At 61.8% G+C, this 25,182-nt stretch carries 23 protein-coding genes; 4 read left to right on the top strand and 19 right to left on the bottom strand.

Annotated features, from left to right (window positions below):
* Nucleotides 1-8 precede the first annotated feature (8 nt).
* The 4 genes from gluQRS to thpR form a co-directional block, all read right to left on the bottom strand.
* Nucleotides 9-890: a tRNA glutamyl-Q(34) synthetase GluQRS gene (gluQRS, locus tag AC3EMD_RS22935; RefSeq protein WP_302073786.1), complete on the bottom strand. Its 882-nt coding sequence runs from the start codon at nucleotides 888-890 to the stop codon at nucleotides 9-11.
* A gap of 59 nt (nucleotides 891-949) precedes the next feature.
* A complete protein-coding gene (dksA, locus tag AC3EMD_RS22930) occupies nucleotides 950-1,405 on the bottom strand; it encodes an RNA polymerase-binding protein DksA (protein ID WP_007749299.1) in 456 nt (151 codons plus the stop codon).
* A gap of 162 nt (nucleotides 1,406-1,567) precedes the next feature.
* On the bottom strand, nucleotides 1,568-2,284 hold the full coding sequence (gene sfsA / locus AC3EMD_RS22925) for a DNA/RNA nuclease SfsA (protein WP_008807388.1): 717 nt from the start codon (nucleotides 2,282-2,284) through the stop codon (nucleotides 1,568-1,570).
* Nucleotides 2,284-2,820: an RNA 2',3'-cyclic phosphodiesterase gene (gene thpR, locus AC3EMD_RS22920; protein WP_008807387.1), complete on the bottom strand. Its 537-nt coding sequence runs from the start codon at nucleotides 2,818-2,820 to the stop codon at nucleotides 2,284-2,286. Before thpR ends, sfsA begins: the two co-directional genes overlap by 1 nt.
* Before the next feature lie 72 nt (nucleotides 2,821-2,892).
* On the opposite strand from thpR, the gene hrpB reads away from it, so the two are divergent.
* Nucleotides 2,893-5,322 (top strand): ATP-dependent helicase HrpB, encoded by a 2,430-nt coding sequence (gene hrpB, locus AC3EMD_RS22915; protein ID WP_032740432.1) that lies wholly within the window; start codon nucleotides 2,893-2,895, stop codon nucleotides 5,320-5,322.
* A gap of 46 nt (nucleotides 5,323-5,368) precedes the next feature.
* Here hrpB and AC3EMD_RS22910 read toward each other — a convergent pair whose 3' ends face one another.
* Genes AC3EMD_RS22910 through AC3EMD_RS22845 form a run of 14 tightly spaced genes read right to left on the bottom strand, consistent with a single transcriptional unit; the run spans nucleotide 5,369 to nucleotide 17,112 of the window.
* Nucleotides 5,369-6,169 (bottom strand): prepilin peptidase, encoded by an 801-nt coding sequence (locus AC3EMD_RS22910; protein WP_008807384.1) that lies wholly within the window; start codon nucleotides 6,167-6,169, stop codon nucleotides 5,369-5,371.
* Nucleotides 6,166-6,912 carry a type II secretion system protein N gene (locus tag AC3EMD_RS22905; RefSeq protein ID WP_032740433.1) on the bottom strand — a complete coding sequence of 249 codons (747 nt, stop codon included), beginning with the start codon at nucleotides 6,910-6,912 and terminating at the stop codon, nucleotides 6,166-6,168. The genes AC3EMD_RS22910 and AC3EMD_RS22905 overlap by 4 nt, the downstream gene beginning before the upstream one ends.
* Entirely contained in the window at nucleotides 6,902-7,387 is a 486-nt protein-coding gene (locus AC3EMD_RS22900; RefSeq protein WP_012968921.1) for a type II secretion system protein M, read from the bottom strand. Before AC3EMD_RS22900 ends, AC3EMD_RS22905 begins: the two co-directional genes overlap by 11 nt.
* Nucleotides 7,380-8,576, bottom strand: coding sequence for a type II secretion system protein GspL (gene gspL, locus AC3EMD_RS22895; protein WP_302073785.1), 1,197 nt, complete (start codon nucleotides 8,574-8,576; stop codon nucleotides 7,380-7,382). Before gspL ends, AC3EMD_RS22900 begins: the two co-directional genes overlap by 8 nt.
* Nucleotides 8,569-9,549, bottom strand: a complete 981-nt coding sequence (gene gspK / locus AC3EMD_RS22890) for a type II secretion system minor pseudopilin GspK (protein ID WP_012542824.1) — start codon at nucleotides 9,547-9,549, stop codon at nucleotides 8,569-8,571. The genes gspL and gspK overlap by 8 nt, the downstream gene beginning before the upstream one ends.
* Nucleotides 9,546-10,142, bottom strand: a complete 597-nt coding sequence (gspJ, locus tag AC3EMD_RS22885) for a type II secretion system minor pseudopilin GspJ (RefSeq protein WP_302073784.1) — start codon at nucleotides 10,140-10,142, stop codon at nucleotides 9,546-9,548. The genes gspK and gspJ overlap by 4 nt, the downstream gene beginning before the upstream one ends.
* Complete coding sequence (gene gspI / locus AC3EMD_RS22880) at nucleotides 10,139-10,504, bottom strand: type II secretion system minor pseudopilin GspI (RefSeq protein ID WP_004894160.1); 366 nt, start codon at nucleotides 10,502-10,504, stop codon at nucleotides 10,139-10,141. Before gspI ends, gspJ begins: the two co-directional genes overlap by 4 nt.
* Nucleotides 10,501-11,016, bottom strand: coding sequence for a type II secretion system minor pseudopilin GspH (gene gspH, locus AC3EMD_RS22875; protein ID WP_008807378.1), 516 nt, complete (start codon nucleotides 11,014-11,016; stop codon nucleotides 10,501-10,503). The genes gspI and gspH overlap by 4 nt, the downstream gene beginning before the upstream one ends.
* Entirely contained in the window at nucleotides 11,016-11,438 is a 423-nt protein-coding gene (gene gspG, locus AC3EMD_RS22870; protein ID WP_002889054.1) for a type II secretion system major pseudopilin GspG, read from the bottom strand. Before gspG ends, gspH begins: the two co-directional genes overlap by 1 nt.
* 20 nt (nucleotides 11,439-11,458) lie before the next feature.
* Nucleotides 11,459-12,673, bottom strand: coding sequence for a type II secretion system inner membrane protein GspF (gene gspF / locus AC3EMD_RS22865; RefSeq protein ID WP_012968919.1), 1,215 nt, complete (start codon nucleotides 12,671-12,673; stop codon nucleotides 11,459-11,461).
* Between the two features lies 1 nt (nucleotide 12,674).
* A complete protein-coding gene (gene gspE, locus AC3EMD_RS22860; RefSeq protein ID WP_012542822.1) occupies nucleotides 12,675-14,168 on the bottom strand; it encodes a type II secretion system ATPase GspE in 1,494 nt (497 codons plus the stop codon).
* Nucleotides 14,165-16,138, bottom strand: a complete 1,974-nt coding sequence (pulD, locus tag AC3EMD_RS22855; RefSeq protein WP_162493344.1) for a GspD family T2SS secretin variant PulD — start codon at nucleotides 16,136-16,138, stop codon at nucleotides 14,165-14,167. Before pulD ends, gspE begins: the two co-directional genes overlap by 4 nt.
* Nucleotides 16,139-16,147: 9 nt before the next feature.
* Nucleotides 16,148-16,990: a type II secretion system protein GspC gene (gene gspC / locus AC3EMD_RS22850; protein ID WP_022065530.1), complete on the bottom strand. Its 843-nt coding sequence runs from the start codon at nucleotides 16,988-16,990 to the stop codon at nucleotides 16,148-16,150.
* Nucleotides 16,975-17,112 carry a hypothetical protein gene (locus AC3EMD_RS22845; protein ID WP_162542770.1) on the bottom strand — a complete coding sequence of 46 codons (138 nt, stop codon included), beginning with the start codon at nucleotides 17,110-17,112 and terminating at the stop codon, nucleotides 16,975-16,977. Before AC3EMD_RS22845 ends, gspC begins: the two co-directional genes overlap by 16 nt.
* A gap of 184 nt (nucleotides 17,113-17,296) precedes the next feature.
* On the opposite strand from AC3EMD_RS22845, the gene pulA reads away from it, so the two are divergent.
* Together pulA and gspB are read left to right on the top strand one after the other, a co-directional pair.
* Nucleotides 17,297-20,605 (top strand): pullulanase-type alpha-1,6-glucosidase, encoded by a 3,309-nt coding sequence (gene pulA, locus AC3EMD_RS22840; RefSeq protein WP_032731631.1) that lies wholly within the window; start codon nucleotides 17,297-17,299, stop codon nucleotides 20,603-20,605.
* Nucleotides 20,606-20,861: 256 nt separating this feature from the next.
* A complete protein-coding gene (gene gspB / locus AC3EMD_RS22835) occupies nucleotides 20,862-21,419 on the top strand; it encodes a type II secretion system assembly factor GspB (RefSeq protein ID WP_022065532.1) in 558 nt (185 codons plus the stop codon).
* A gap of 39 nt (nucleotides 21,420-21,458) precedes the next feature.
* On the opposite strand, the gene gspS is transcribed toward gspB, so the two are convergent.
* Nucleotides 21,459-21,833: a type II secretion system pilot lipoprotein GspS gene (gspS, locus tag AC3EMD_RS22830; protein ID WP_012968915.1), complete on the bottom strand. Its 375-nt coding sequence runs from the start codon at nucleotides 21,831-21,833 to the stop codon at nucleotides 21,459-21,461.
* A gap of 587 nt (nucleotides 21,834-22,420) precedes the next feature.
* Between gspS and mrcB the strand changes: the two genes are divergently transcribed.
* Complete coding sequence (gene mrcB / locus AC3EMD_RS22825) at nucleotides 22,421-24,991, top strand: bifunctional glycosyl transferase/transpeptidase (RefSeq protein WP_012968914.1); 2,571 nt, start codon at nucleotides 22,421-22,423, stop codon at nucleotides 24,989-24,991.
* Nucleotides 24,992-25,182: the final 191 nt, after the last annotated feature.

The following is a 25,182-nucleotide window of genomic DNA, read 5'->3' as shown; positions in this document are numbered from 1 at the left end:
GCGGCTAATCATAGCTCAGCGGGAGCCATTTGAGAATGCTCGATTTTTGCGGGCTGCCAGTTGGCGACGGCCTGACTGAGTAAATCGTCCATGCTCAGGGCTTGCCAGTCCTGGGCGATGTCTTGATTAAGAAACCGGAGCGCCCGGACAATTTCGGGGCGCGGATCGCCTTCCGGCAGCGCCGGTGCGTGGTTTTGTTTAGAGAGTTTATTCCCGTCAGCATTGAGGGCCAGCGGCAGATGGAGGTAGTCCGGCGCCTGCCAGCCAAAATGCTGATACAGTGAAATCTGCCGGACCGTCGGCTCAATCAGGTCAGCGCCGCGGACGATCTCGGTGATCCCCTGAAAGTGGTCATCAACCACCACCGCCAGATTGTAGGCAAACAGGCCGTCGCGACGGTGGATAATAAAATCCTCGCGCGCCAGCGGCTCGTTGGCGACCAGCGTGCCGCGCAGGCGATCGGTGAACTGCAGCACCGGACGGGTCTGGCGCAGGCGCAGCGCGGCGTTTTCCGCCCCCAGCCCGAGGTCGCGGCAGTGACCATCGTAGATCCCGCCTACGGCATGGATCCGCGCGCGGGTGCAGGTGCAGTAATAGCTCAGCCCTTGTTCACCCAGCCAGGCCAGCGCCTCGCGGTAAGCTTCATGTCGTTGCGACTGCCAGAGCACGTCGCCGTCCCAGTGCAGACCGTAGTGGTCAAGCTGGCGCAGAATGGTGTCGGCGGCCCCGGGGACTTCGCGCGGCGGGTCGATATCTTCAATACGAACGTGCCAGATACCCTGGTTCGCGCGGGCTTGCAGGTAGCTGCCGAGCGCGGCAATCAAAGAGCCGAAGTGGAGTTCACCGGAGGGGGAGGGAGCAAAGCGCCCAATATAGCGTGAGTCAGTCATGTTACGGACAACAGAACCAGGCGGGAGAGACTCCCGCCAGAGAGTGAGGCAGCAGGGGATTAGCCCGCCATCTGTTTTTCGCGAATTTCCGCCAGGGTTTTGCAGTCAATGCACAGATCCGCAGTCGGACGCGCTTCCAGACGGCGAATGCCGATCTCCACGCCGCAGGATTCGCAGTAGCCGAAGTCTTCATCTTCAACTTTTTTCAGCGTTTTCTCGATCTTTTTGATCAGTTTACGTTCGCGGTCGCGGTTACGCAGTTCCAGGCTGAACTCTTCTTCCTGGGCGGCACGGTCTACCGGATCCGGGAAGTTGGCAGCTTCATCCTGCATGTGCGTTACGGTGCGATCCACTTCATCCCTGAGTTGATTACGCCATGCTTCAAGAATACGCTTGAAGTGCGCCAGCTGGGCTTCGTTCATATACTCTTCGCCCGGTTTCTCTTGGTACGGCTCCACCCCAGCGATGGCGAGAATACTCAGGGACGATGTTTTACGGTTTTGCCCTTCTTGCATGTTGCTTCTCCTTAACACGCACTATCGATCCCCATGTGGGGGAAAATCAGGCCGCTATAAATAGCAGATGCTTTTCCGGATAGCAATTATCTAAACGTTACACTTGACAACCCTGTGAAGAAAAGCGTATTCGCGCTTGCGACCCGAACACTATTTAGCCACTTATTTCCCGGGGTTTAACACCACGGCAATCGGCTTATTCAGAGTCATCTTCGTCGTAGAAAGTTCCGCCTTCCAGGCGAGAATTTCCACCCCCTTGTCGCGGGCTTCTGTTAACAGCTGTGCGTATCTGGCATCAATATGATGCGCGGGAGAGAAACGGTCAATTGCCGAATGCAAAACGGCAAATAAAATCACCGCACGGTCGCCATTTGCCGCGACGGCCATCAGCTCCCGCAGGTGCTTCTGACCGCGCGTGGTCACCGCATCGGGAAAATAACCGTATTCTTTCTCCGCCAACGTAACCGATTTCACTTCAATATAGCAGTTTTGTCGGTCATCTGCCTGTAACATAATATCGATACGGCTATTCTCTTCGCCATATTTCACTTCGCTTTTCAGCTGGTTATAGCCGGAAAGCTCAGGGATTATTCCGGCGGAAATCGCCTCTTTTGCCAGCGAATTCGCGCGCAGCGTATTGACGCAAATAACCGCGCCCTGTTGCGTTTCAGTTAATTCCCAGGTGTGGGCATATTTGCGCTTCGCATTGTCAGAAGTGGAATACCAGACGGTGTCGCCCGGGGCGGCGCAACCGGTCATTGCGCCGGTATTGGGGCAGTGAAGCGTCAGCTCACGGCCATCGGGGGTAACCACGTCAGCAAGAAATCGTTTGTAACGTTTAAGCAAAATAGCGGGCTGTAACGGCGGATCAAACTGCATCAACTTTCCTTATGAAACGGATAACGTTCCAGCGCCGTGTAGCGCGTGCGCCCCCGGCCGAAGCTGGACTCATAAAGCACGAACTCGTTCACCGGAAACGACCAGTGAAAGCCGGGAGCCGGGATCGGCACCGCCTGGCGGGCATCGCGCCACAGGGTAATATGCGGATGAAACGGCTGCGGGCTCTGATAGCAGCCGCTGCGCGCCGCCTGAGCGCGCAGCATACTGGCGAGCTGCAGCAGGCCGCGCGGCGGCTGACGGGTCCCGAGCCAGACCACCCGCGAGCGCAGCCACTGTCCGGCATCGTCCAGTGTCAGGGTAAAGCCCGGCTGGCGCAGCCGGCCAGCGAGGGCGGCCAGCGCCCGCTGTTTTTCCGCGCTCACCTCGCCGAGAAACGCCAGCGTCAGATGGAGGTTATCCGCCGCGACGGGCCTGCCGGCATCCTCGGGGAAGTGGCTTGCCCGCCACTGGACGATCTGTTTCTGGACGGCAGACGGCAGTTCAAGCGCAAAAAACAGCCTTTTCGGCTCAGACATGATAGAGACTCGGTAATGAATTAGGGGGATGCTACAATGCGAGCCCCTGAATGTTAACCCCCGGAGCCTTTTGTGTCCTCATTGCCGGTTGCCGCCGTCCTCCCAGAACTGTTATCCGCCCTGCAGCACGCGCCGCAGGTTTTGCTCAACGCGCCGACCGGCGCCGGGAAATCGACCTGGCTGCCGCTGCAGATCCTCGCCGAGGGCAACATCGCGGGACGCATTATCCTGCTGGAGCCGAGGCGCCTGGCGGCGCGTAATGTCGCGCAGCGGCTGGCTGAACTGCTTGGCGAAAAGCCGGGGGAGACCGTGGGTTACCGCATGCGCGCCGAAACCTGCGTCGGGCCGCAGACCCGCCTGGAGGTGGTTACGGAGGGGATCCTGACGCGCATGATCCAGCGCGATCCGGAGCTGGCGGGCGTGGGGCTGGTGATCCTCGATGAGTTTCACGAGCGTAGCCTGCAGGCGGATCTGGCGCTGGCCTTGCTGCTCGACGTCCAGCAGGGATTGCGTGACGATCTCAAGCTGCTGATCATGTCGGCGACCCTCGATAACGATCGCCTGCAGCGTCTGCTGCCTGAGGCGCCAGTGGTGGTCTCGGAGGGACGCGCTTATCCGGTGGAGCGCCGTTTCAACCCGCTTCCCACGCACCAGCGCTTTGATGAGGCGGTGGCGGTGGCGGCAGCGGAGCTGTTGCGACACGAGCAGGGATCGATGCTGCTGTTTCTGCCCGGCGTCGGTGAGATCCAGCGCGTTCAGGAACAGCTGACGGAGCGCGTGGCGGAGGATGTCATCCTCTGCCCGCTGTACGGCGCGCTGCCCCTAAGCGAGCAGCGCAAAGCGATCCTCCCGGCGCCGGCCGGGAAGCGCAAAGTGGTGCTGGCCACCAATATCGCCGAGACCAGTCTGACCATCGAGGGGATCCGCCTGGTGGTCGACAGCGCCCAGGAGCGGGTCGCCCGCTTTGACCCGCGCACCGGCCTGACCCGGCTGGTGACGCAGCGCATCAGCCAGGCATCGATGACGCAGCGTGCCGGACGCGCCGGTCGTCTCTCTCCGGGGATCTGCCTGCATTTGCTCGGCAAAGAACAGGCGGAACGGGCGGCGGCGCAGAGCGAACCGGAGATCCTGCACAGCGATCTGTCGGCGCTACTGCTGGAGCTGCTGCAGTGGGGCTGCCACGATCCGGCCGCGCTGGCCTGGCTGGATCAGCCGCCCGCGGTGAACCTGGCCGCCGCGCGCCGCCTGCTGGCGGCGCTCTCGGCGCTGGACGGCGAGCGGCTGTCGGCGTTTGGCCGCAAAATGGCGACCCTCGGCAACGAGCCCCGGCTGGCGGCGATGCTGGCCGCCGCGCAGACCGATGACGAGGCGGCGACGGCGGCCAGGCTGGCGGCGATCCTTGAGGAGCCTCCGCGCGGCGGGCTGGTGGATTTGGGCGCCGTCTTTTCCCGTCAGCAGACCAACTGGCAGCAGCGGGCGCAGCAGCTGATGAAGCGTCTGGCCCGCCGCGGCGGCCAGCCCGATGCCGAAGGAATGGCGGGGTTGCTGGCGTCGGCCTTCGCCGATCGCATCGCCCGACGCCGCGGTCAGGAGGGGCGCTACCAGCTGGCGAACGGCATGGGCGCGATGCTGGACGCCGACGACGCGCTGGGCCGCCATGAGTGGCTGATCGCTCCGCTGCTGCTGCAGGGCAGCGCCTCGCCGGATGCCCGCATGCTGTTGGCTCTGCCAGTGGATATCGGCGAGCTGATCGCCGCCCGTCCCGAGCTGGCGCAGCGTTCCGACACGGTGGAGTGGGATGAAGCGCAGGGGACGCTGAAAGCCTGGCGGCGGACGGTGATAGGCCAGCTGGTGATCAAGACCCAGCCGCTGGCGAAGCCCTCTGAGGCGGAGCTGCATCAGGCGATGCTCAACGGTATTCGTGAGAAAGGCCTCGGTGTGCTCAACTGGACGCCAGAGGCTGAGCAGCTGCGACTGCGGCTGCAGTGTGCGGCGCAGTGGTTGCCGGAAGAGGCGTGGCCCGCGGTGGATGACGCTTCGCTATTGGCCTCGCTGGAGGCATGGCTGCTGCCGCAGATGAACGGCGTTCACTCGCTGCGGGCGCTGAAGGCACTGGATCTGCGTCAGGCGCTACAGGATTGGCTGCCGTGGCCGCTGCGCCAGAAGCTGGATCGCGAGCTGCCGACGCACTATACCGTGCCGACCGGCAGCCGTCTGGCGATCCGTTACCATGCGGAGAACCCGCCAGCGCTGGCGGTACGTATGCAGGAGATGTTCGGCGAGGCCACGACGCCGGTTATCGCCGAGGGGCGGGTGCCGCTGGTGCTGGAGCTGCTGTCGCCCGCCCAGCGTCCGCTGCAGATCACCCGCGATCTGAGCGCCTTCTGGCAGGGAAGCTACCGCGAGGTGCAAAAAGAGATGAAGGGACGCTACCCGAAACACGTCTGGCCGGACGATCCGGCCAACACCGCCCCGACCCGCCGCAGCAAAAAATATTCGTAGTCGTCTGGCCGGGCGGTATCCTGCCCGGCCAGGCGGGCAGTAACCGCTAGACCATCTGCTGCCAGAGAAAAATGCCCCCTCCGGCCAGCGCCAGCCAGGGGCCGAAGGCCAGCGGCTGCTGCAGCGACTGCCGGGTCCACAGGCGCTGCAGCAGGGTCCACACCAGCCCGCAGGCCGAGGCGAGCAACAGCACCTGCGGCAGAACCTGCCAGCCGCACCAGGCGCCCAGCGCCGCCAGCAGCTTAAAATCGCCATAGCCCAGCGCCTCTTTCCCGGTCAGCAGGCGGAACAGCCAGTAGACCGACCACAGCGCCAGATAACCGGCCATCGCCCCGGCGACCGCGTCCGGCAGGGCAATGTACACCTCGTTAAGATTGAACAGCAGCCCGGCCCACAGCAGGGGCAGCGTCAGACGGTCGGGCAACAGCTGGGTCCGGGCGTCAATCCGCGCCAGCATCAGCAGGAACGAGAGCAGCAGCAGGCCGCCCGCCAGCGGCAGGCCCGGCGCGAGCAGCGCCCCGGCGAGGATAAACAGCAGGCCGGTGGCCAGCTCGGTCAGCGGATAGCTCCACGCGATGGGCGCCTGACAGCAGCGGGCGCGACGGCCCAGCCAGAGGAAACTGAGCAGCGGGATATTGTCCCGCCAGGCGATCGGCTGGCGGCACTGCGGGCAGGAGGAGCCCGGGGTGCTGAGGGTTATCCGCTCGTCGTCCGCGGTCTGGGTCAACATGCGCGGCAGACGATAGATCACCACGTTGTAAAAGCTGCCCAGCGCCAGGCCGAACAGCAGCAGGAAGCCATACCAGACAAGGGGAAAGTGCAGCGATAATGCCGTTAATGTCGTCATTTTTGCTCCTGGGGTAACCATTTTCCCTGAATCTGCCACGGTGTGCGACCCGGCTCGTTTTTAGAGGCGGGGCGCGTCACCAGCAGCGCCAACAGCGGCGGCATTCCCTGCCGGGGCTGTAGCGTACCGCGAAACAGATAGCGGCCATCGGGCGACAGGGTCCCCTGGCCGCTGAGGCTCAGCTGATGAGAATCCTGGCGGAGGGTCAGCGCCACGGCTCCGTCCGCCGTACAGCGGAAGGTGCCATTAACCTGGGCCAGCTCCAGGCTGCCGACCGGGGAGTGCAGTCGGGCCTGACGCCACTGCGCGCCTCCGGCGGTGATTTGTCGGCAGCGCCCCTCGCTGAAGTGCGCTTCGGCCAGGCTGAAAGTGACCTCTCCCTCGGCGCTGACGGGCATGGTCGACATCAGCCAGCGGCTGAGCAGGCTGGCGGGGGCGGTGAGCCGCCCCTCCTGCAGGCGCAGATCGCGCAGGCCCCACAGCCGGGCCTGACCCTCCACACCGCGGGGATCGCTGAGAGAGACCTGCCAGCCAGCCAGGGTCAGCGACCACGCCAGTCGTTCAAGCCGTTCGCCATGCCAGTAGACCGGTTGCGCCGCGCCGCGCCAGACGCTGCCGCTGAGGCTGCCCACCTGTACGCCGGGCGGCAGCATCGGGACCAGCAGGCGCGCCGGGGCGGTAGCGGTGAGCCACAACAGATAGAGGACCAGCAGCAGCGCCACCGCGATCCCTTTAGCTTTCATCGTCGCGCTCCAGCAGCAGATGGTTGACCATAACCCAGCCGGGCCGCGACGGCTGCCCGGTCACGGACAGGGAGACCGCGTTGACGCCACGCATCGCCGGGGCGTCGAGCCACGCCATCAGCGCCTGGAAGGTGCAGGGCTGGAGGGTGACCTGCAGACGTTTTCCCTGCGGCTGCAGGCGGGCGACGGCCAGCCCGTGGCTCGCCGCCTCGCGCATCACCAGGGCGGTGAGCGCTTCTTTTGCCGTCGGCGTGGGCTGCTGGCTGAGCTGCTGCAGGCGCGGGCTCTGCTGCGTCATCCAGCGCAGGCTGGCCTGCTCTTTCATCAGGGTTTGTCGCCACTGCGCCTCACGGGCTCGCCAGGGCTGCCACAATCCGTACCAGAGGGCGCATACCACCAGCAGCCCCGCGAGTCCGAGCAGCAGGCGTTGCTCGGACGGCGTGCGCTGCCGCCACCAGATAAGCAGATTAGCCATTGTTTTCCTCCAGCGTCAGTTGTCCCTCAATGCCATCCGGTTTCGTGGTCATGTCACCTGGCCGGACGCGAAACCGCGGCTGCGCCCGCTGGGTGAACTGCTCCAGCGCCCGGGAAGAGACCGCGGCGATATCCAGCTGCAGACGGTTGCCCGCGGCATCCCAGCTCAGCGTCCGCAGGCGGATCCCCGGCGTGTCGCTGAGGATGTTTTGCAGCGCGCTGAGGCGATCGACGAGGGGGGCATGCTGCGCCTGACGGGCGAGGGTTTGCAGGTGTTGCTGCATCTGCAGTCGCGGATTAATCACCTTTTTCTCCGTCGGAAACCAGCGGTGATAGAAAGCCCGGCTGGCCTGCTGCGCCGCCTCGGCCTGACGCGCCAGATCGAGATGGTCCAGCACGCTGTTTGTCCCCACCAGTAACGCCAGAGCCAGTGCGGCATATTGCGCCGAACGCCAGGTCGCCTGTGCAGGCCGCCGCCGACGGACGGCAAACTCCCCCTGCAGCAGACTGAGCTGCTGCGTTGCCGGATAGCGTGCGGCAAGGGTCAGCAATGTCTGCGCAGGTTGCGCCCGCCAGACGCCCGGCGCCGCGGGCGGCGGTGAATAGCTGTCGATGACTGGTTCTTCCGCCTCGCTCTGCAGCAGCTCCGTCAGCCAGACGTTTTCCGCCGCCATGCCGCCCCACGGCTGGTGGCGGATCAGCCACTGCTCGTCCACCTGCACCGCGCTCCACGCTGGCGGATGCCAGGGCAGGGCCAGCACGTCGGGCGTCAACGCCAGGGGCCGAAGGGAGAGCGACTCGCAGCGGGCCAGCCAGTCGCGCATTTTTTGCCGCTGTACGGCGACGATCTCGCACTGCGCCTGCTGGCGGTGGAGCAAGGCAAAATGGGTGGCTTCGACATCGTCGGCCAGCTGCTCTTCCAGCAGGAATGGGGCGAGCTGCAGCGGCGGTTTACGCAAGCCCGCCGGCAGGGTGAGCGAGTGAAACGCGCAGTCGCTGGCCGGGATCAGCACCCAGGCGGGGTAGTGCGCCGCCAGCGCCGGGAAAGGGCTGGCGTCCTCAGCCGGCCACCGGCCGCTGGCCTCGTGGTGTGGCTCGCCGGGGGCGAAGAGTTGCCAGTGCAGCGGCGCCAGCCCGGGGGCGAAGCGCACGATCAGCATGGCCTGGGGAGAAGCGTTAAACTTATTCATCGACCACCATAGAAAGTCCATATCGCCGCTGGACGACGGTAAACGTGCGCCCCTCCTGTTGCAGGACGCTGTGCAGCTGAAAGCGAAGATTGCCGGTCACCACGCTAAAGGCGGCGATAAAGCGCGTGCTGTGCACCGTCAGCCAGGGGCGGGCAAGCGTGGTATCGGTTTTCTGCAGCGTCGGCTGCGCGAGAAACGCAGCGACGCTGCTCCATCCGGTTCGCGGGCGGTTGTGCAGCAGTTGTTGCGCCTCCTGCAGCGTCAGCTCGCCGGGAAAGAGGGCCACCAGCAGAGCGGCCTGGGAGGGTCGCAGGGTGTTGACATTGACCTGCAGCGCGTCATCCGGCTGGACGCAGACGAAGGGGAGCAAGCGCTGATAGAGGGCGGCGTCCATACCCGCCAGCAGGCGCAGCTCGCTGACATCCTGCATCGGCTGGTTGGCGGCGAGATAGCCCGGGGTTTGCGCCATGTAGACCTCATCCTCTGCTCCGTTCAGCCGCGGCTGGCCGTCGCTGTCCGTCCAGTCGCCAAGGGCGGCGGCGATCTGGCTGGCGCGCAGCGGCGATTCGCCGAGCAGCGCCAACAGCCGGACGAAGACGTCGGTCGGGTAGGGCGTTCCGCCGCTGGTTTCATCCGCGCGATGGTTGATGGCATTGAGGTTAAAGCAGGCGCGCCCGTCGCGGATCGTGGCGCGGATTTCACCATCGTCGAGGGTAAAGCGGCGCCCCTCCTGCGCCCAGCTTTGCGCCAGGTTCGTTTGACTGGGCGAGTCCAGCGCGTCGCGTTGCAGCAGCGCGGCGGCCATGTTTTCCGCCGCCAGGGCGTACCATCTGGCCTGCAGATTATCGAGGGTCACGGCGGTATGCTGATACATGACCGCGGTGCGTTCGGTCATGGCGCTGGCGAGGATCATCATCAGGGCGAGGATGAACAGCACCATCAGGAGCGCGACGCCGCGTTGCCGATTTTTCACTGGCTGCCTCCCGGGGTGAGTAAAAACAGGCGGGTGATCTCCCCGCTGTTCGCCAGCGTCAGGGTGATCTCCAGCCCTTGCGGCAGCGTCTGCGAGCGATCCCAGGTCTCCTGCCAGCGTCCGTCGGCGTAGAAGCGCAGACGAAACGCCGTCACCTCGCGCAATACCACCCGAACCGTCGGCTGGCTGCCGGTCAGCGGATCCTGCTGATCGAAGCTCAGTCGCTCAAGCTGTTGCTGGCGCAGACGGTAGCAGACGTTCTGGATCTCCGAACGCGGGAGGATCCCCAGTGGGTTCGGCCAGCCGCTGCGGCTGAAGGCCAGCCCCCAGTCGTCGCTCTGCAACTGGAAACGTCCGGCGAAGAAAAGCGTGTCGCTGTTTCTGGCGCGACGGGGAATGATGTGCGTGACATCGTCGGCGATCTGGCGAAAGGCGCGCTGGAGGGCGGCGATCTGCTGGCTCTTCTCGCGGGTCAGGCCATCGGCGCGGATGACGTTCTGCAGCACCATCACGGCGGCGGCGCTAAGGACGGCGAGGATAGCCAGCGCCAGCAGCGTTTCAATCAGGGTGAAACCGCGCATTTTCGTTATCATGGCGGCGTCACCCAGGTGCGCAGGGTCGCCAGCGGCGCGGGATCGCTTTTTTGCCGCCGGACCTCCACGTCCAGCGCCCGCAGCTGCGGCAGCGCGGTTTCCACTCCCTGCCAGCGGACAAACCAGCGCGTTCCGGCGGCTTCCACGGTGGTTTCGGACCAGCTGAGGGCGGGCCAGCGTTTCTCCAGCCGCAGCTGCACCAGCTGATTATCCGCCAGCCAGCTGGCGAGGATTTTCTCTTCCATACGCCCAAGCTGGCGCGTCTGCTGCAGGGTGGACTGCATCACCGCCAGACCGGCGAGGGCGAAAATCACCAGCGCGACCATCACTTCGATAAGCGTCATCCCGGCCTGGCGTTTCATGGCTGCTCCCGCGCCGCCAGCGGCTGGCTGTCACCCTGGGCGTCGATGGTGATGCCCGTCGCGGCGTCAATCCGCAGCTGAAACGGTGTGACTTCGCCGCCTGGGAAGATCAGCACGTCGGGCTGCTCGCCTGGCGTCCACGCCTGGCCGTCGGGAAAGCGCAGCGTCAGCCTGGTCCGGGGGAGGGTTTCCGCCGTGGTGACGCGTCCGGCCTGCAGTGGCAGCCACTGCGCGTTGCCCCAGCGGTCATCAGCCGCCGCCGGAGCGTCTTCGTCGGCAGGCTGCAGGCGCATAAACTGCCAGCGGTCAGGGTGGATGACGATCCCGAAGAGCTGACCGGTTTGCTGCCCGCGCTCGCGGACAAAATCCAGCTGCGCCTGAAAGCGCGCCAGGATCTGCGTAGCCTCCTGGGTGCGGGCGGAGGGAAACGCCAGCAGCACCATGCTGGCGCTGACGCCAATCAGCAGCAGGACCAGCATCATCTCAAGGAGCGTGAAACCGCGCTGAGACACTATTTCTTCCCGAGGGTCCAGTTGCCGATGTCGTCATTGGTGTCGGGCATCCCGTCCGGGCCGACGCTGAAGACGTCGATGGCGCCATGCTGACCCGGGCTTAACAGCTGATACTCATTTCCCCACGGGTCCTGCGGCAGGCGGCGGATATAGCCGCCTTCCGGGTAGTTGCGGGCGTGCGGCTCGGCGGCCGGGGCGGTCACCAGCGCCTGCAGTCCCTGCTCGGTGTTGGGGTAGCGGCTGTTGTCCAGTTTATACATATCCAGCGCCCCCTCGAGCGCCACCAGATCGCTGACGACTTTCTGGCGGTCCGCTTTCTCCTTGTTGCCCATCAGGTTGGGCACCACCAGGCTGGCGAGAATGCCGAGAATGACGATCACCACCATAATTTCCAGTAACGTGAAACCGCGTTGCCGTTGCATAGTTTTCTCCATTAATACAGTTACATACTCATAAGGGTGTTCAGTTGCAGGATCGGCTGCAGGATAGCCAGCACGATAAACAGCACCATGCCGGCCATGGTGACCACCAGCAGGGGTTCAAACAGACTGAGGGCCATCTGGATCTGCGCGCTCAGCTCCCGGTCCTGGTTCTCCGCCGCGCGCTCCAGCATCGCGGTCAACTCGCCGCTCTGCTCGCCGCTGGCGATCATGTAGCGCATCATCGGCGGGAACAGGGCGGTGGATTCCAGCGCCCGATGCAGACTGACGCCTTCGCGTACCGATTCGCTGGCCGCCGCCAGCTGGCTGCGCGCCCAGGCGTTGCTGAGGACGCCGGCGCTGATGCGCATCGACAGCAGCAGCGGCACCGCGCTGGCATTGAGAATGCTTAAGGTGCGGGCGTAGCGTGCGCTGTTCACGCTGCGGGCCACGCGGCCGATGACCGGCAGGCGCAGCAGCATCCGGTCCCAGGCGAGCCGCCGGGCGGGCTGGCGCAGCAGATAACGCAGCGTCAGCAGCGCCAGTAGCGACAGCAGCACCAGCCAGGGCCCCGCGCTGCGCACGATATCGCTCAGGCTCATCAGCAGCCGGGTGGAGAACGGCAGGGCCTGTTTCAGATGAACAAACTGCTCAACGACTTTTGGGACCACAGTGGAGAGCAGAATGGCGATCACGCTGATGGCGACCAGCGTCAGCACGATGGGATAGATCATCGCCTGCAGCAGGCGGGCGCGAAGCTGCTGGCGCTGCTCGGTATAGTCCGCCAGTCGGTTCAGCACGCCGTCGAGATGGCCGGAGGTTTCGCCGGCCGCCACCATGGCGCAGAACAGCCCGTCGAAGCAGGCGGGATAGCCGCGCATCGCCTCCGCCAGCGAGTGGCCTTCGAGTACTTTGCTGCGCACCCCGGCCATTAACGTTCTTAGCGGCGCCTTTTCGCACTGCTGGGCGACGGCATCGAGCGCCTTTTCCAGCGGGATCCCGGCGGCGACCAGGGTGGCCAGCTGGCGGGTGAGCAGGGCTAAATCACCGGCGCTGGTGCGCCTGGTGAGGGATCCGCCGCGCCACAGCCGGCGCGCCGGGTCGGCGGCGGTCACTTCCAGCGCCAGCCAGCCGTTGTCCCGCAGCAGCTGGCGGGCGTGGCGGGCGGAGTCGGCCTGCTGAACGCCGCGGCGGGTTTTGCCCTGCGGGTCCAGTGCCTGATAGCGAAACAGGGCCATCTCAGACGCTTTCCGTCGTTTGCTGTTCGGTGACCCGCATCACCTCTTCCCAGCTGGTGATCCCCGCCAGCGCTTTGTCGCGTCCGGCATGACGCAGGGTTTGCCAGGCTGGCCCCAGCTGCTGGATCAGGGTGATCTCATTCTCGCCGCGGTGGATGGCGGCGCGGACGCGGTCGTCAACCAGCAGCAGTTCATGAATACCGGTGCGTCCGCGATAGCCGATGAAATTACACTCCGGACAGCCTTTGGGCTGCCACAGCCGCGCGCCGACCGGGACCGCCATCTGCCGGGCGGTGTCGGCATCCGCCTGCGTGGGCTGACGGCAGTGCGGGCACAGTTGGCGCACCAGCCGCTGCGACATCACCGCCAGCAGCGACGTGGAGAGTAAAAAAGGCTCCACGCCCATATCCTGCAGACGGGAAATGGCGCCCAGCGCGCTGTTGGTGTGCAGGGTCGACAGCACCAGGTGTCCGGTCAGCGAGGCCTGGACGGCGATCTGGGCGGTTTCGCCATCGCGGATTTCCCCCACCAGTACCACATCCGGATCCTGGCGCAGTATGGCGCGCAGGCCGCGGGCGAAAGTCATATCGACTTTGGCGTTGACCTGAGTCTGGCCGATTCCCTCCAGCTCATACTCCACCGGATCTTCAATGGTCATGATATTGCGTTCGTGGGCGTCGAGGCGGCTGAGGGCGGCATACAGGGTAGTGCTTTTCCCCGACCCGGTCGGCCCGGTGACCAGAATAATGCCGTGTGGCCGGGCGATCAGCGCGTCGACCCGATCGAGCAGAGCGGGGGGCATGCCCAGCGTCAGCAGATCCAGGTTGACGCTGTTTTTGTCCAGCAGGCGCAGGACGACGCGTTCGCCGTGGCTGGAGGGCAGGGTGGAGACGCGCACGTCGATCGCCCGCCCGCCGATGCGCAGCGCCATCCGCCCATCCTGAGGGATCCGTTTTTCAGCAATATCCAGGCTGGCCATCACCTTGATACGCGAAATTAACAGCGCGGCCAGCCGCCGCTGCGGGCGCAGAATTTCGCGCAGCACGCCGTCGACGCGAAAGCGGATCTGCAGATGGCGCTCATAGGTTTCGATATGAATATCCGAGGCTTTCTCTTTGATGGCCTCGGTGAGCATGGCGTTGATCAGGCGGATGATCGGCGCGTCGTCCTCGCTGTCGAGCAGATCGTCGCTGTCCGGTAGCTCTTCGGCGAGGGTATAGAGGTCGAGCTCATTGCCGATATCGGCCATCATGCGGTGCGCTTCCGCCGAGTCGCGCTGATAGCTGAGCACCAGCACTTTCTCGAACGCGTCCGGCGCCAGACGGCTGACGCTCATCGGTCCGTCCGCCAGGCGACGCGCTTCCAGCAGCGCCCGGGCGGCGGTATCGGAGCGGCACAGCGCTTCGCAGCGTTCGCCGTCGCTGAGCAGCACAAGATGATGCGCGCGGGCCCAGGCAAAGGGCAGCAGCGGACGGCGTTCGGCGGCTGGCGTCATGGGCGGCCTCCGAGGTTAAAGGCGTCAATGGCGGCGCTGACCTGGCGGAAGGCCTGGGTCTCCTGCTTTGGATAGATGTGCAGCAGGTCATTACTGAGTGTCGCTTCGCTGCTGTCTTTGCCCCGCTGTTTGGTTTGCGCATTGTCGAATGCGGTGTACTGGCCGGAAGAGGCCTGACGGTACTCATCACGATCGCGAATGATGGTCGGACGGATAAACAGCATCAGGTTGCGTTTCGACACTTTCTTGCTCTCGGAGCGGAACAGGGCGCCGATCACCGGGATGTCGCCGAGCAGCGGCACTTTGTCGGCGGTATCGGTGACGCTTTTATCCAGCAGCCCGCCAACCACCACCGTTTCACCGCTGCCGACCAGCACGGCGTTATTCACCGTCCGGGTATTGAAGGTCGCGCCGAGATCGCTACTGGTGCTGGAGGCCGAGTCGGCGACGCTCGATACCTCCTGCTCAATCTCCAGCAGCACGGCATCGCCTTCGTTAATCTGCGGTTTCACCTTCAGCTTAATGCCGACGGTTTTGCGCTCGACGGTATTAAAGATGTTGTCGCCGGAGGTGGTTTGCGAGCCGGTTAATACCGGAACTTCCTGGCCGACGTTAAAGGTGGCTTGCATGTTGTCGAGGGTGACGATGCTGGGGGTGGCCAGAATATCGTTCTTGGTACTGCTGGAGAGGGCGGTGAGCAGCATCGCCCAGTTCCCCTGATAGAAGCCGGCGGCGATACCGTTAAACGAGCCCAGAGCGCTGGCCAGCGAGCTGCTGACGGTACCGTCTTTGTTGTATTGGTTGGCGCCAGCGATAACCGTGGAGATCGGCAGCCCGCTGTTGGTGAACTGGGTCATGCCGGCATTTTTATTGGCCCACTGGATACCGAGGTTGAGGCCGTCGGCATCCTGCACTTCGGCGATAATCGCCTCCACCAGCACCTGCGGGCGGCGGATATCGAGCTGGGCGATCACTCGCTCAAGATCGTTCATCACGTCCGGCGCCGCGGTGACGATCAGGGCGTTGGTCTGGCCGTGGGCTTTGATAATGATATTTTTGTCGATCGCGGCCACCGGTTTGGCGCTTTGCTTATCGTTCTGTAGTGAGCTGCTGATCCCGGTGAGGACCTCCACCAGATCGGCGGCTTTGGCGTACTTCAGGTAGATCACTTTGGTGTTGCCCTGCACCGCCTGCTGGCGGTCGAGCTGTTTGATCATGGCGATAATGCGCTGGCGCGAGTTCGGCTCGCCGCTGACCAGTACCGCGTTGGTGCGCTCATCGGCCACCACGTTCGCCACCATCGAGCCCGGCAGCGCCGACTTGCTGCTGTCTTTATTGAGCTCGGTAACCAGTTTGACCACCTCCGCGGCGGAGGCCCAGGAGAGGGGAACGGTCACCACGCTGCGATCCCCGGCGTTGTCGACGCGCTCGACAATGGTCAGCAGGCGTTTGATGACCGCTGCGCGGCCGGTCATCAGCAATACGTTGGAGGGCTCATAATGGACCACGCTGCCGGCGCCGGCGTTATCGTTCAGCTGGCGAAGCAGCGGGGCGAGATCGCGGGCGGCGACGTTGGTCAGGGGCACCACCCGGGTGACCACTTCATCGCCTTCGCCCGGTGCAGCCTCGCTGGCGACCGGGACGGCCGAGGTTTTTGCATCTTTAGCCCGCACCACCTTCAGTACGCCGTTATTCATATTGATCACGGCGAAGCCATACACATCCAGCACGCTAAGAAAGAATTGATAATACTGCTCTTCATTGAGCATATCGTAACTGCGTACGGTAATGGTGCCGCGCACGCTGGGATCGATAATCACCGTTTTATTCAGGTTTTTGCTGACGGTATTGATAAATTCCTGGATATCGGTGCCTTTAAAGCTGGCGGAAAATTCTTCTGCGATGGCCGGACGAAATAGCAGCGGCGTTAATATCAGCAGCACAGTCAGCATTTTCCGCAGTCGTTTTATGGTTGGCAATTATTCATCCCCCAGCGCGAAAGCGATATCGTGTCGTTGACCTTCTCGCTCAACGGTCAGCGTTATTTCGGTCTGTTCATTCAGGTGTTGCAGCGCCTGCTGTGCTTGCGCCTGATCGCGTAAATCAATGCCATTTAGGGCAATGGCTAAATCATTTTCCTGCAGGCCGGACTGACGAAATAGCGAGGCGTCTTTGCCTGGATTAAGGCGATAGCCCTGCAGTTTGTCGCCACTGAGCACCGGCGAAATAGATAAATAAGTGAGGATATTTTGCGGCTGTTCGCGGAGTTGCTTCACAAGAGGCGGAGTGGCCGCTGTAGCGGGCGATGACGACGGCGCGCGGGTATCGTTAAATAACAAAATGGCCTCTTTGCGTCCCTGATAGTTAACGATGATCCGGTCGGGAAGAATGGCGACGATCCGCGCATCATACCCCGGGATAGTATCGCCGGCGCTAAGGCTAACCTGCTGATTTCCTTTTTCTATAATGGCGATGGATCGTGCCGGGTTACTGCTGGCGAGCAGACCCGTAAGGCGTAGTTTCAGGCTGGAAACCGGCACCTGATTGAGGTGGGTTGCATCCGTTGGCGCGGGGTTGTTTTTTGCCACCAGACCAAACAGGGTAAATACAGGCCGTTCGGTTTTTAATTCCGACTCCGCCATTGGAGAAGCGGTTAATGGCAGGGCGGAAATATCCTCAGGACTCACAGGGAATACCACGCGCCAGGTTAATTTCGCCAGCTGGGGGATAGCGGTTATTAATATGATGAGCGTCACAATTTGTGGTAATAATTTAATTATCCCTTTATTTATATTTGTTAACCCCATCACAGAAACTGGCATTTTAATTCCTTTACTAATTTATTTTTCTGCACGTTGGCGTAATACCCTACCGAAACAGGTAGGTGATTATTGGCTTTTGAATTATTTATTGCCGGAGAGTGGCGATAAGCTTGGCGAATCATAATCAGTTTGCGGTTTCGGGTCGTCATTCCCTTTATTGATTTACTCCCCCGGCTTCCTACGCCCCCCTCTCATTTGTGGGGGATGATTGCGCCCCGGAAAGCAAAAATATCTAATTAGCGCGCTGTAAAGATATTCATCCTTTCTTACCTTTTATAATTTAATAAGCATATTAGGGACTATCGAATGCTCAGATATACCTGTCATGCCCTATTTCTTGGATCGTTAGTATTATTGAGTGGCTGTGATAACAGCTCTTCCTCTTCACCCTCTGGCTCACCGGGTTCACCAGGCAATCCTGGCAACCCAGGCACGCCCGGTACGCCCGACCCGCAGGATGTGGTCGTCCGCTTACCGGACGTTGCCGTCCCTGGCGAAGCGGCGCAGGCTTCCGCCAACCAGGCTGTCATTCACCTTGTCGATATCGCCGGCATCACCAGCAGCACGCCGGCCGACTATGCGACTAAAAACCTCTATCTATGGAATAACGAAACCTGTGATGCGCTGAGCGCGCCGGTGGCGGACTGGAATGATGTCAGCACTACGCCGACCGGCAGCGACAAATATGGCCCTTACTGGGTGATCCCGCTGACTAAAGAGAGCGGATGTATCAACGTTATCGTCCGCGATGGCACCAATAAGCTTATCGACAGCGACCTGCGCGTCTCTTTTGGCGATTTCACCGATCGCACGGTATCGGTCATCGCTGGCAACAGCGCGGTCTATGACTCCCGCGCCGACGCCTTCCGCGCCGCCTTTGGCGTGGCGCTGGCCGATGCGCACTGGGTCGATAAAACCACCCTGCTGTGGCCGGGCGGCGAAAATAAACCCATTGTGCGCCTCTATTACAGCCACAGCAGTAAGGTGGCCGCCGACAGTAACGGCGAATTTACCGATAAGTATGTCAAGCTGACTCCCACCACCGTCAGTCAGCAGGTGAGCATGCGCTTCCCGCATCTCGCCAGCTATCCTGCCTTTAAGCTGCCGGATGATGTCAACGTCGATGAATTGCTGCAGGGCGAGACGGTGGCGATATCCGCCGAAAGCGACGGGATCCTGAGCTCCGCCACCCAGGTACAGACCGCCGGCGTGCTGGACGATACCTATGCCGCCGCCGCCGAGGCGCTGAGCTACGGCGCCCAGCTAACCGATAGCGGCGTGACCTTCCGCGTCTGGGCACCCACGGCGCAGCAGGTTGAGCTGGTGGTCTACAGCGCCGACAAGAAGGTGGTGGCCAGCCATCCGATGACCCGCGACAGCGCCTCCGGCGCCTGGTCCTGGCAGGGCGGGAGCGACCTGAAGGGCGCGTTCTACCGCTACGCGATGACCGTCTACCACCCGCAGTCGCGTAAAGTCGAGCAGTACGAAGTGACCGATCCCTACGCCCATAGTTTGTCGACCAACTCGGAGTACAGCCAGGTGGTCGATCTCAACGACAGCGCGCTGAAGCCGGAAGGCTGGGACGGGCTGACGATGCCGCACGCGCAGAAAACCAAAGCCGACCTGGCGAAAATGACGATCCACGAGTCGCATATTCGCGATCTCTCTGCCTGGGATCAAACCGTTCCCGCCGAACTGCGCGGTAAGTATCTGGCGCTCACCGCCCAGGAGAGCAATATGGTCCAGCATCTGAAACAGCTGTCGGCCTCGGGAGTGACCCATATTGAGCTGCTGCCGGTCTTCGATCTGGCGACGGTCAATGAGTTCAGCGACAAAGTCGCCGATATTCAGCAGCCGTTCAGTCGCCTGTGCGAGATCAACAGCGCGGTGAAGAGCAGCGAGTTCGCGGGCTATTGCGACAGCGGTTCGACGGTCGAAGAGGTGCTGACCCAGCTGAAGCAGAACGACAGCAAGGATAACCCGCAGGTGCAGGCGTTGAATACGCTGGTGGCGCAGACCGACTCCTATAACTGGGGCTACGATCCGTTCCACTACACGGTGCCGGAAGGATCCTACGCCACCGATCCGGAAGGCACGGCGCGCATTAAAGAGTTCCGCACCATGATTCAGGCGATCAAGCAGGATCTGGGAATGAACGTCATTATGGACGTGGTGTACAACCACACCAACGCCGCCGGCCCGACCGACCGCACCTCGGTGCTGGATAAGATCGTCCCCTGGTACTATCAGCGCCTGAATGAAACCACCGGCAGCGTGGAATCGGCCACCTGTTGCTCCGACTCGGCGCCAGAGCACCGGATGTTCGCCAAGCTTATCGCCGATTCACTGGCGGTATGGACCACCGATTATAAGATCGATGGCTTCCGCTTCGACCTGATGGGCTATCATCCGAAAGCGCAGATCCTCTCGGCCTGGGAGCGCATTAAAGCGCTGAACCCGGACATTTATTTCTTTGGTGAAGGCTGGGATTCCAACCAGAGCGATCGCTTTGAAATTGCCTCGCAAATCAATCTGAAAGGCACCGGGATCGGCACGTTCTCCGATCGTCTGCGTGACGCCGTGCGCGGCGGCGGGCCGTTCGATTCCGGCGATGCATTGCGCCAGAATCAGGGGGTGGGTAGCGGCGCCGGCGTTCTGCCGAATGAGCTGACCAGCATGACCGACGATCAGGCGCGCCACCTCGCCGATCTGACCCGTCTGGGCATGGCCGGTAACCTCGCGGACTTCGTGCTGATCGACAAAGACGGCGCGGTGAAGAAAGGCAGCGAGATTGACTATAACGGCGCGCCTGGCGGCTATGCGGCTGACCCGACGGAAGTCGTGAATTATGTGTCAAAACACGACAACCAAACGCTGTGGGACATGATCAGCTATAAAGCTGCTCAGGAGGCGGATCTCGATACCCGCGTCCGGATGCAGGCGGTGTCGCTGGCGACGGTGATGCTCGGCCAGGGGATCGCCTTTGACCAGCAGGGCTCGGAGCTGCTGCGCTCTAAATCCTTTACCCGCGATTCGTATGATTCCGGTGACTGGTTTAACCGCGTGGATTACTCCCTGCAGGACAACAACTACAACGTCGGTATGCCGCGCAGCAGCGATGATGGCAGCAACTATGACATCATCGCCCGGGTAAAAGACGCGGTGGCGACCCCGGGTGAAACGGAGCTCAAGCAGATGACCGCGTTTTATCAGGAGCTGACCGCGCTGCGTAAATCCTCTCCGCTGTTTACCCTCGGTGACGGCGCGACGGTGATGAAGCGCGTGGACTTCCGCAATACCGGCGCCGATCAGCAGACGGGTCTGCTGGTGATGACCATCGATGATGGGATGCAGGCTGGCGCCAGTCTGGACAGCCGTGTCGACGGCATCGTGGTGGCGATCAACGCCGCACCGGAAAGCCGGACGCTGCAGGACTTCGCCGGCACATCGCTGCAGCTGAGCGCCATCCAGCAGGCGGCAGGCGACCGTTCGCTGGCGAGCGGCGTGCAGGTTGCCGCTGACGGCTCGGTCACGCTGCCGGCCTGGTCGGTAGCGGTCCTCGAGCTGCCACAGGGGGAATCGCAGGGCGCTGGCCTGCCGGTGAGCAGTAAATAACATAACGTGGGGCGCCCGTAAGGGCGCCTCTGGCTGATGACAAACCTGTTTCGTTATTGTGCTCGCCTTTCTGCCGGGTGGCGGCTTTCGCCTTACCCGGCCTACGAAAGACTGCAATATCAAACAGTTATGCAGTTGTCTGTCGGCCCGCACTAGCGTAGCGCCGCCGGGCAATCTCTGAAGAATGCACTTTGTCAGCAGTCTGGGGCGCCCGTAAGGGCGCCTTCTCTGCACCGTGAGGGAACAGGAGACGGTTGTGATTGTTCGTGATGATAGTGAAAGAGGCATCTCGCCGCTGACGGCGCCTCAGCCGTCCACCGCGCAGGCAGACGCGCCGGTAAGCCGCGGCCGGATGGTGCAGATCCCCGGCTGGATTATCCCGCTGTACGCCGGATTATTTATCGCGCTCGGCTGGTTTGGCGGCGAGCAGTGGCGCCATCCGTCACCGCCGCAAACGCTGCCTCTGCCGGTGGCTCATGCGGCGCTTTTGCCGTTAACCGCCGCCGGGGAGACCGCGCCAAAAAACCCGCCGTCGGCGGTAAAACCCAGCGCGCCTGCGGCGCCGGTAATGGACAGCGATACGCTGCCGCCCCTGCGCTATAGCGCCCATGTCTATGCCTCGCTACCGGAAAAGCGCAGCATTGTGTTAAACGGCAAAGCGTGGTCGGAGGGTGATTCCCCGCTGCCCAATCTGGTGGTGGAGCAGATCCAGCAGGATGTGACGATCTTTAGCTTCAACGGCACAACATTTACCCTGGCGGCGCTGGATGACTGGCCAGGCGGGAAAATTGACGAGGAGCCGAAAGGGGAATAAGGGCTACGCGCAATAAAATGCGCGTTGAGAATATTTTGTTTAGTCGCTGCGCAAGCTGGCAATAAAGGGAGCGAGCTGGCGATTAAATTGACTACACTGTGTGGCTTCCGGAGTGCTGTCCTGCAAAAGTTGTTGATAAAGCCGGTCGCTATTTTGGCTTAACGTCGCCACGTCAATATTTCCCCACCCGCGCGCTTTGCCGACATTCACCGCTGCCCGATATATCGTTTCATCGGCGGGCAGATCGCTACGATTACATTTATTCTTGAGATAGCGCGTCCCGGCTGCTACCGACGAGAGCTGCTCCAGCTGCGCCTGGCTGCTGATGGCCGGGCTGAGCGTTGAGGCGGGTTTCTGTTGGCAGCCAGAGAGCACGGCGACCACGCAAAGCGAAAATATAAGCGGAATGCGCATAGTAAAGTAATCAAAATAATGAATCACTGGCCGCTAGTTTAACAAAGATTTTCCTGGTGTCATCATAAAATATTATTCTGCATAAATGTTAACAGGCTCTCATTTTTATTGGAAGAAACTCGATTAATTCCCTTTACTTCTCTCAATAATAAATGTTGTCGTCCGGGAAATATATTTTCGGTGTGAGGCGATGCCGCCGCATTTGGCATCAGGGCGAGCGTCATTTTTTATGTTATTAAAAAACATACTCTTTCCCATCTTGTTACGTGCGCAGGAGGTAAAATGCTGGTTAAGAATGTCGCATTTTAGTGCTATCCTGTATGCCCTGAACATTACGTGCTATGTTCTGACCATTTCTGCTGATGATGCGTTTAACATAATGATTTTATGGTGAATTTTTATTGTTAATATCATGTAAAACGAAGCAAACCAACCTCATGAAAGGCTGGCGGCATGTCCTGCCTGCCAGCAGGTTGTCGTCCGAAGGATAAGCAGCCTGGACGTTAATTTGAGAGATTTCTTCTTCCTCTGTGCAGGGGAAGTATTGAGAATCAGGCCCTTGCGCCTGAACGTTGCGGAGAAAAAGCATGGCGGGAGATGACCGCGAGCCTATCGGACGTAAGGGGAGACCCTCACGTCCGACAAAACAAAAAGTTACCCGTCGCCGGGTCCGGGAAGAGGACTACGACGACGAGTATGATGACGATGATTATGAGGATGAGAAACCGGTGCCGAGAAAAGGAAAAGGCAACGGTGGCAAACCTCGTCGTAAGCGCCGCTGGCTGTGGCTGCTGGTCAAGCTGGGGATTGTCTTCGCGGTGCTGATTGCCGCCTATGGCGTCTACCTCGATCAGAAAATCCGCAGCCGCATTGACGGTAAAGTCTGGGAGCTGCCGGCCGCGGTTTATGGCCGGATGGTGAATCTTGAGCCGGATATGCAGATCAGCAAAAACGAGATGGTGCGTCTGCTGAACGCCACCCAGTATCGTCAGGTCAGCGCGATGACGCGCCCGGGCGAATACACCGTGCAGGCCAACAGCATCGAGATGATCCGTCGTCCGTTCGATTTCCCGGACAGTAAAGAAGGGCAGGTGCGCGCGCGTCTGACCTTCGATGGCGACCATCTGGAGACCATCGAGAATATGGATAATAACCGCCAGTTCGGTTTCTTCCGTCTCGATCCGCGTCTTATTACCATGCTGCAGTCGCCGAATGGTGAGCAGCGCCTGTTCGTGAAGCGCAGTGGCTTCCCGGATCTGCTGGTGGATACGCTGCTGGCGACCGAAGACCGCCACTTCTACGAGCACGATGGTATCAGCCTGTATTCCATCGGCCGCGCGGTGCTGGCGAACCTGACGGCAGGTCGTACGGTGCAGGGGGCGAGTACCCTGACCCAGCAGCTGGTGAAAAACCTGTTCCTCTCCAGCGAGCGCTCCTACTGGCGTAAAGCCAACGAAGCGTATATGGCGCTGATCGTCGATGCCCGCTACAGCAAGGATCGCATCCTTGAGCTGTATATGAACGAGGTGTACCTCGGCCAGAGCGGCGATAATGAAATTCGCGGCTTCCCGCTGGCCAGCCTGTACTACTTTGGCCGTCCGGTGGAAGAGCTGAGCCTCGATCAGCAGGCGCTGCTGGTGGGGATGGTGAAAGGGGCGTCGGTGTATAACCCGTGGCGCAACCCGAAACTGGCCCTTGAGCGACGCAATCTGGTGCTGCGTCTGCTGCAGCAGCAGCAGGTTATCGACCAGGAGCTGTACGATATGCTGAGCGCGCGTCCGCTGGGCGTGCAGCCGCGCGGCGGGGTGATTTCACCGCAGCCGGCCTTTATGCAGATGGTTCGTCAGGAGCTGCAGGCGAAGCTGGGCGATAAAGTGAAAGATCTCTCCGGCGTGAAGATCTTCACCACCTTCGACTCGGTGGCGCAGGATGCGGCGGAAAAAGCGGCTACTGAAGGGATCCCGGTACTGAAGAAACAGCGCAAGCTGGCAGATCTGGAAACCGCCATGGTGGTGGTGGACCGCTTTACCGGTGAAGTGCGGGCGATGGTCGGCGGCGCGGAGCCGCAGTTCGCCGGCTACAACCGCGCGATGCAGGCCCGCCGGTCGATTGGTTCTCTGGCCAAGCCGGCGACCTATCTGACCGCGCTGAGCCAGCCGAACCAGTATCGCCTGAACACCTGGATCGCCGATGCGCCGGTGACCATTCGCCTGTCCAACGGCCAGACGTGGTCTCCGCAGAACGACGATCGTCGCTTCAGCGGCCAGGTGATGCTGGTGGATGCCTTGACCCGCTCGATGAACGTCCCGACGGTTAACCTCGGGATGGCGCTGGGCTTGCCGGCGGTCGTCGATACCTGGACTAAACTGGGGGCGCCGAAGAATCAGCTCAACGCGGTGCCGGCGATGCTGCTGGGTGCGCTGAACCTGACGCCGATTGAAGTGGCGCAGGCCTTCCAGACCATCGCCAGCGGCGGCAACCGTGCACCGCTGTCCGCCCTGCGGTCAGTGATTGCGGAAGATGGCACGGTGCTCTACCAGAGCTACCCGCAGGCGGAACGCGCCGTGCCTGCCCAGGCGGCCTACATGACGCTGTGGACCATGCAGCAGGTGGTGCAGCGCGGCACGGGGCGTCAGCTGGGCGCGAAGTATCCGGGCCTGCATCTGGCGGGGAAAACCGGGACCACCAACAATAACGTCGATACCTGGTTCGCCGGCATCGACGGTAGCCAGGTGACCATCACCTGGGTGGGCCGCGACAACAACCAGCCGACCAAACTGTACGGCGCCAGCGGCGCGATGTCGATTTACCAGCGCTATCTGGCGAACCAGACGCCAACGCCGCTGGCGTTGACGGCGCCGGAAGACGTGGTCGACATGGGCGTGGACAGCAACGGCAACCTCGTCTGCAGCGGTGGCGTCCGTTCGCTGCCGGTCTGGACGACGCAGCCGGATGCGCTGTGCCGCCAGGGCGAGATGATGCAGCAGCAGCAGTTGCAGCAGCAGGAAGCGAACAACCCGTTTAATCAGTCCGGGCAACAGCAGCCGCAGCAGCAGCAACAGCAACAGCAACAGCAACAGCAGCAGCAACAGCCGAAGCAGCAGGAAAAGAGCGACGGCGTCGCGGGCTGGATCAAGGATATGTTCGGCAGTAACTGATTTTGGTCGCACAACCCGACCCCTTAATACGAAAGTATTAAGGGGTTTTTTTATACCTGTAAAAAAGTTAACGCCTCTTTAACTCCATAATAACTATCTGGTTATTAATTCGGCCTTCGGTCTCGCCAGGCTGGCATATCGCTTGCCTTGCCTTCGGCGTTTCGCCTATTATATCGCCCGTCATAATAATA

This window comes from Klebsiella sp. PK18, assembly GCF_057784655.1.
The sequence above is the reverse complement of the archived record's forward strand: the minus strand, read 5'-3'. Positions and strand labels throughout refer to the sequence as shown.

Coding starts and splice junctions, on each gene's coding strand:
- gluQRS (WP_302073786.1), bottom strand. CDS start 890: ATGACTGACTCACGCTATATTGGGCGCTTTGCTCCCTCCCCCTCCGGT.
- dksA (WP_007749299.1), bottom strand. CDS start 1,405: ATGCAAGAAGGGCAAAACCGTAAAACATCGTCCCTGAGTATTCTCGCC.
- sfsA (WP_008807388.1), bottom strand. CDS start 2,284: ATGCAGTTTGATCCGCCGTTACAGCCCGCTATTTTGCTTAAACGTTAC.
- thpR (WP_008807387.1), bottom strand. CDS start 2,820: ATGTCTGAGCCGAAAAGGCTGTTTTTTGCGCTTGAACTGCCGTCTGCC.
- AC3EMD_RS22910 (WP_008807384.1), bottom strand. CDS start 6,169: ATGACGACATTAACGGCATTATCGCTGCACTTTCCCCTTGTCTGGTAT.
- AC3EMD_RS22905 (WP_032740433.1), bottom strand. CDS start 6,912: ATGAAAGCTAAAGGGATCGCGGTGGCGCTGCTGCTGGTCCTCTATCTG.
- AC3EMD_RS22900 (WP_012968921.1), bottom strand. CDS start 7,387: ATGGCTAATCTGCTTATCTGGTGGCGGCAGCGCACGCCGTCCGAGCAA.
- gspL (WP_302073785.1), bottom strand. CDS start 8,576: ATGAATAAGTTTAACGCTTCTCCCCAGGCCATGCTGATCGTGCGCTTC.
- gspJ (WP_302073784.1), bottom strand. CDS start 10,142: ATGATAACGAAAATGCGCGGTTTCACCCTGATTGAAACGCTGCTGGCG.
- gspI (WP_004894160.1), bottom strand. CDS start 10,504: ATGAAACGCCAGGCCGGGATGACGCTTATCGAAGTGATGGTCGCGCTG.
- gspG (WP_002889054.1), bottom strand. CDS start 11,438: ATGCAACGGCAACGCGGTTTCACGTTACTGGAAATTATGGTGGTGATC.
- gspF (WP_012968919.1), bottom strand. CDS start 12,673: ATGGCCCTGTTTCGCTATCAGGCACTGGACCCGCAGGGCAAAACCCGC.
- gspE (WP_012542822.1), bottom strand. CDS start 14,168: ATGACGCCAGCCGCCGAACGCCGTCCGCTGCTGCCCTTTGCCTGGGCC.
- gspC (WP_022065530.1), bottom strand. CDS start 16,990: ATGCCAGTTTCTGTGATGGGGTTAACAAATATAAATAAAGGGATAATT.
- AC3EMD_RS22845 (WP_162542770.1), bottom strand. CDS start 17,112: ATGATTCGCCAAGCTTATCGCCACTCTCCGGCAATAAATAATTCAAAA.
- pulA (WP_032731631.1), top strand. CDS start 17,297: ATGCTCAGATATACCTGTCATGCCCTATTTCTTGGATCGTTAGTATTA.
- gspS (WP_012968915.1), bottom strand. CDS start 21,833: ATGCGCATTCCGCTTATATTTTCGCTTTGCGTGGTCGCCGTGCTCTCT.
- mrcB (WP_012968914.1), top strand. CDS start 22,421: ATGGCGGGAGATGACCGCGAGCCTATCGGACGTAAGGGGAGACCCTCA.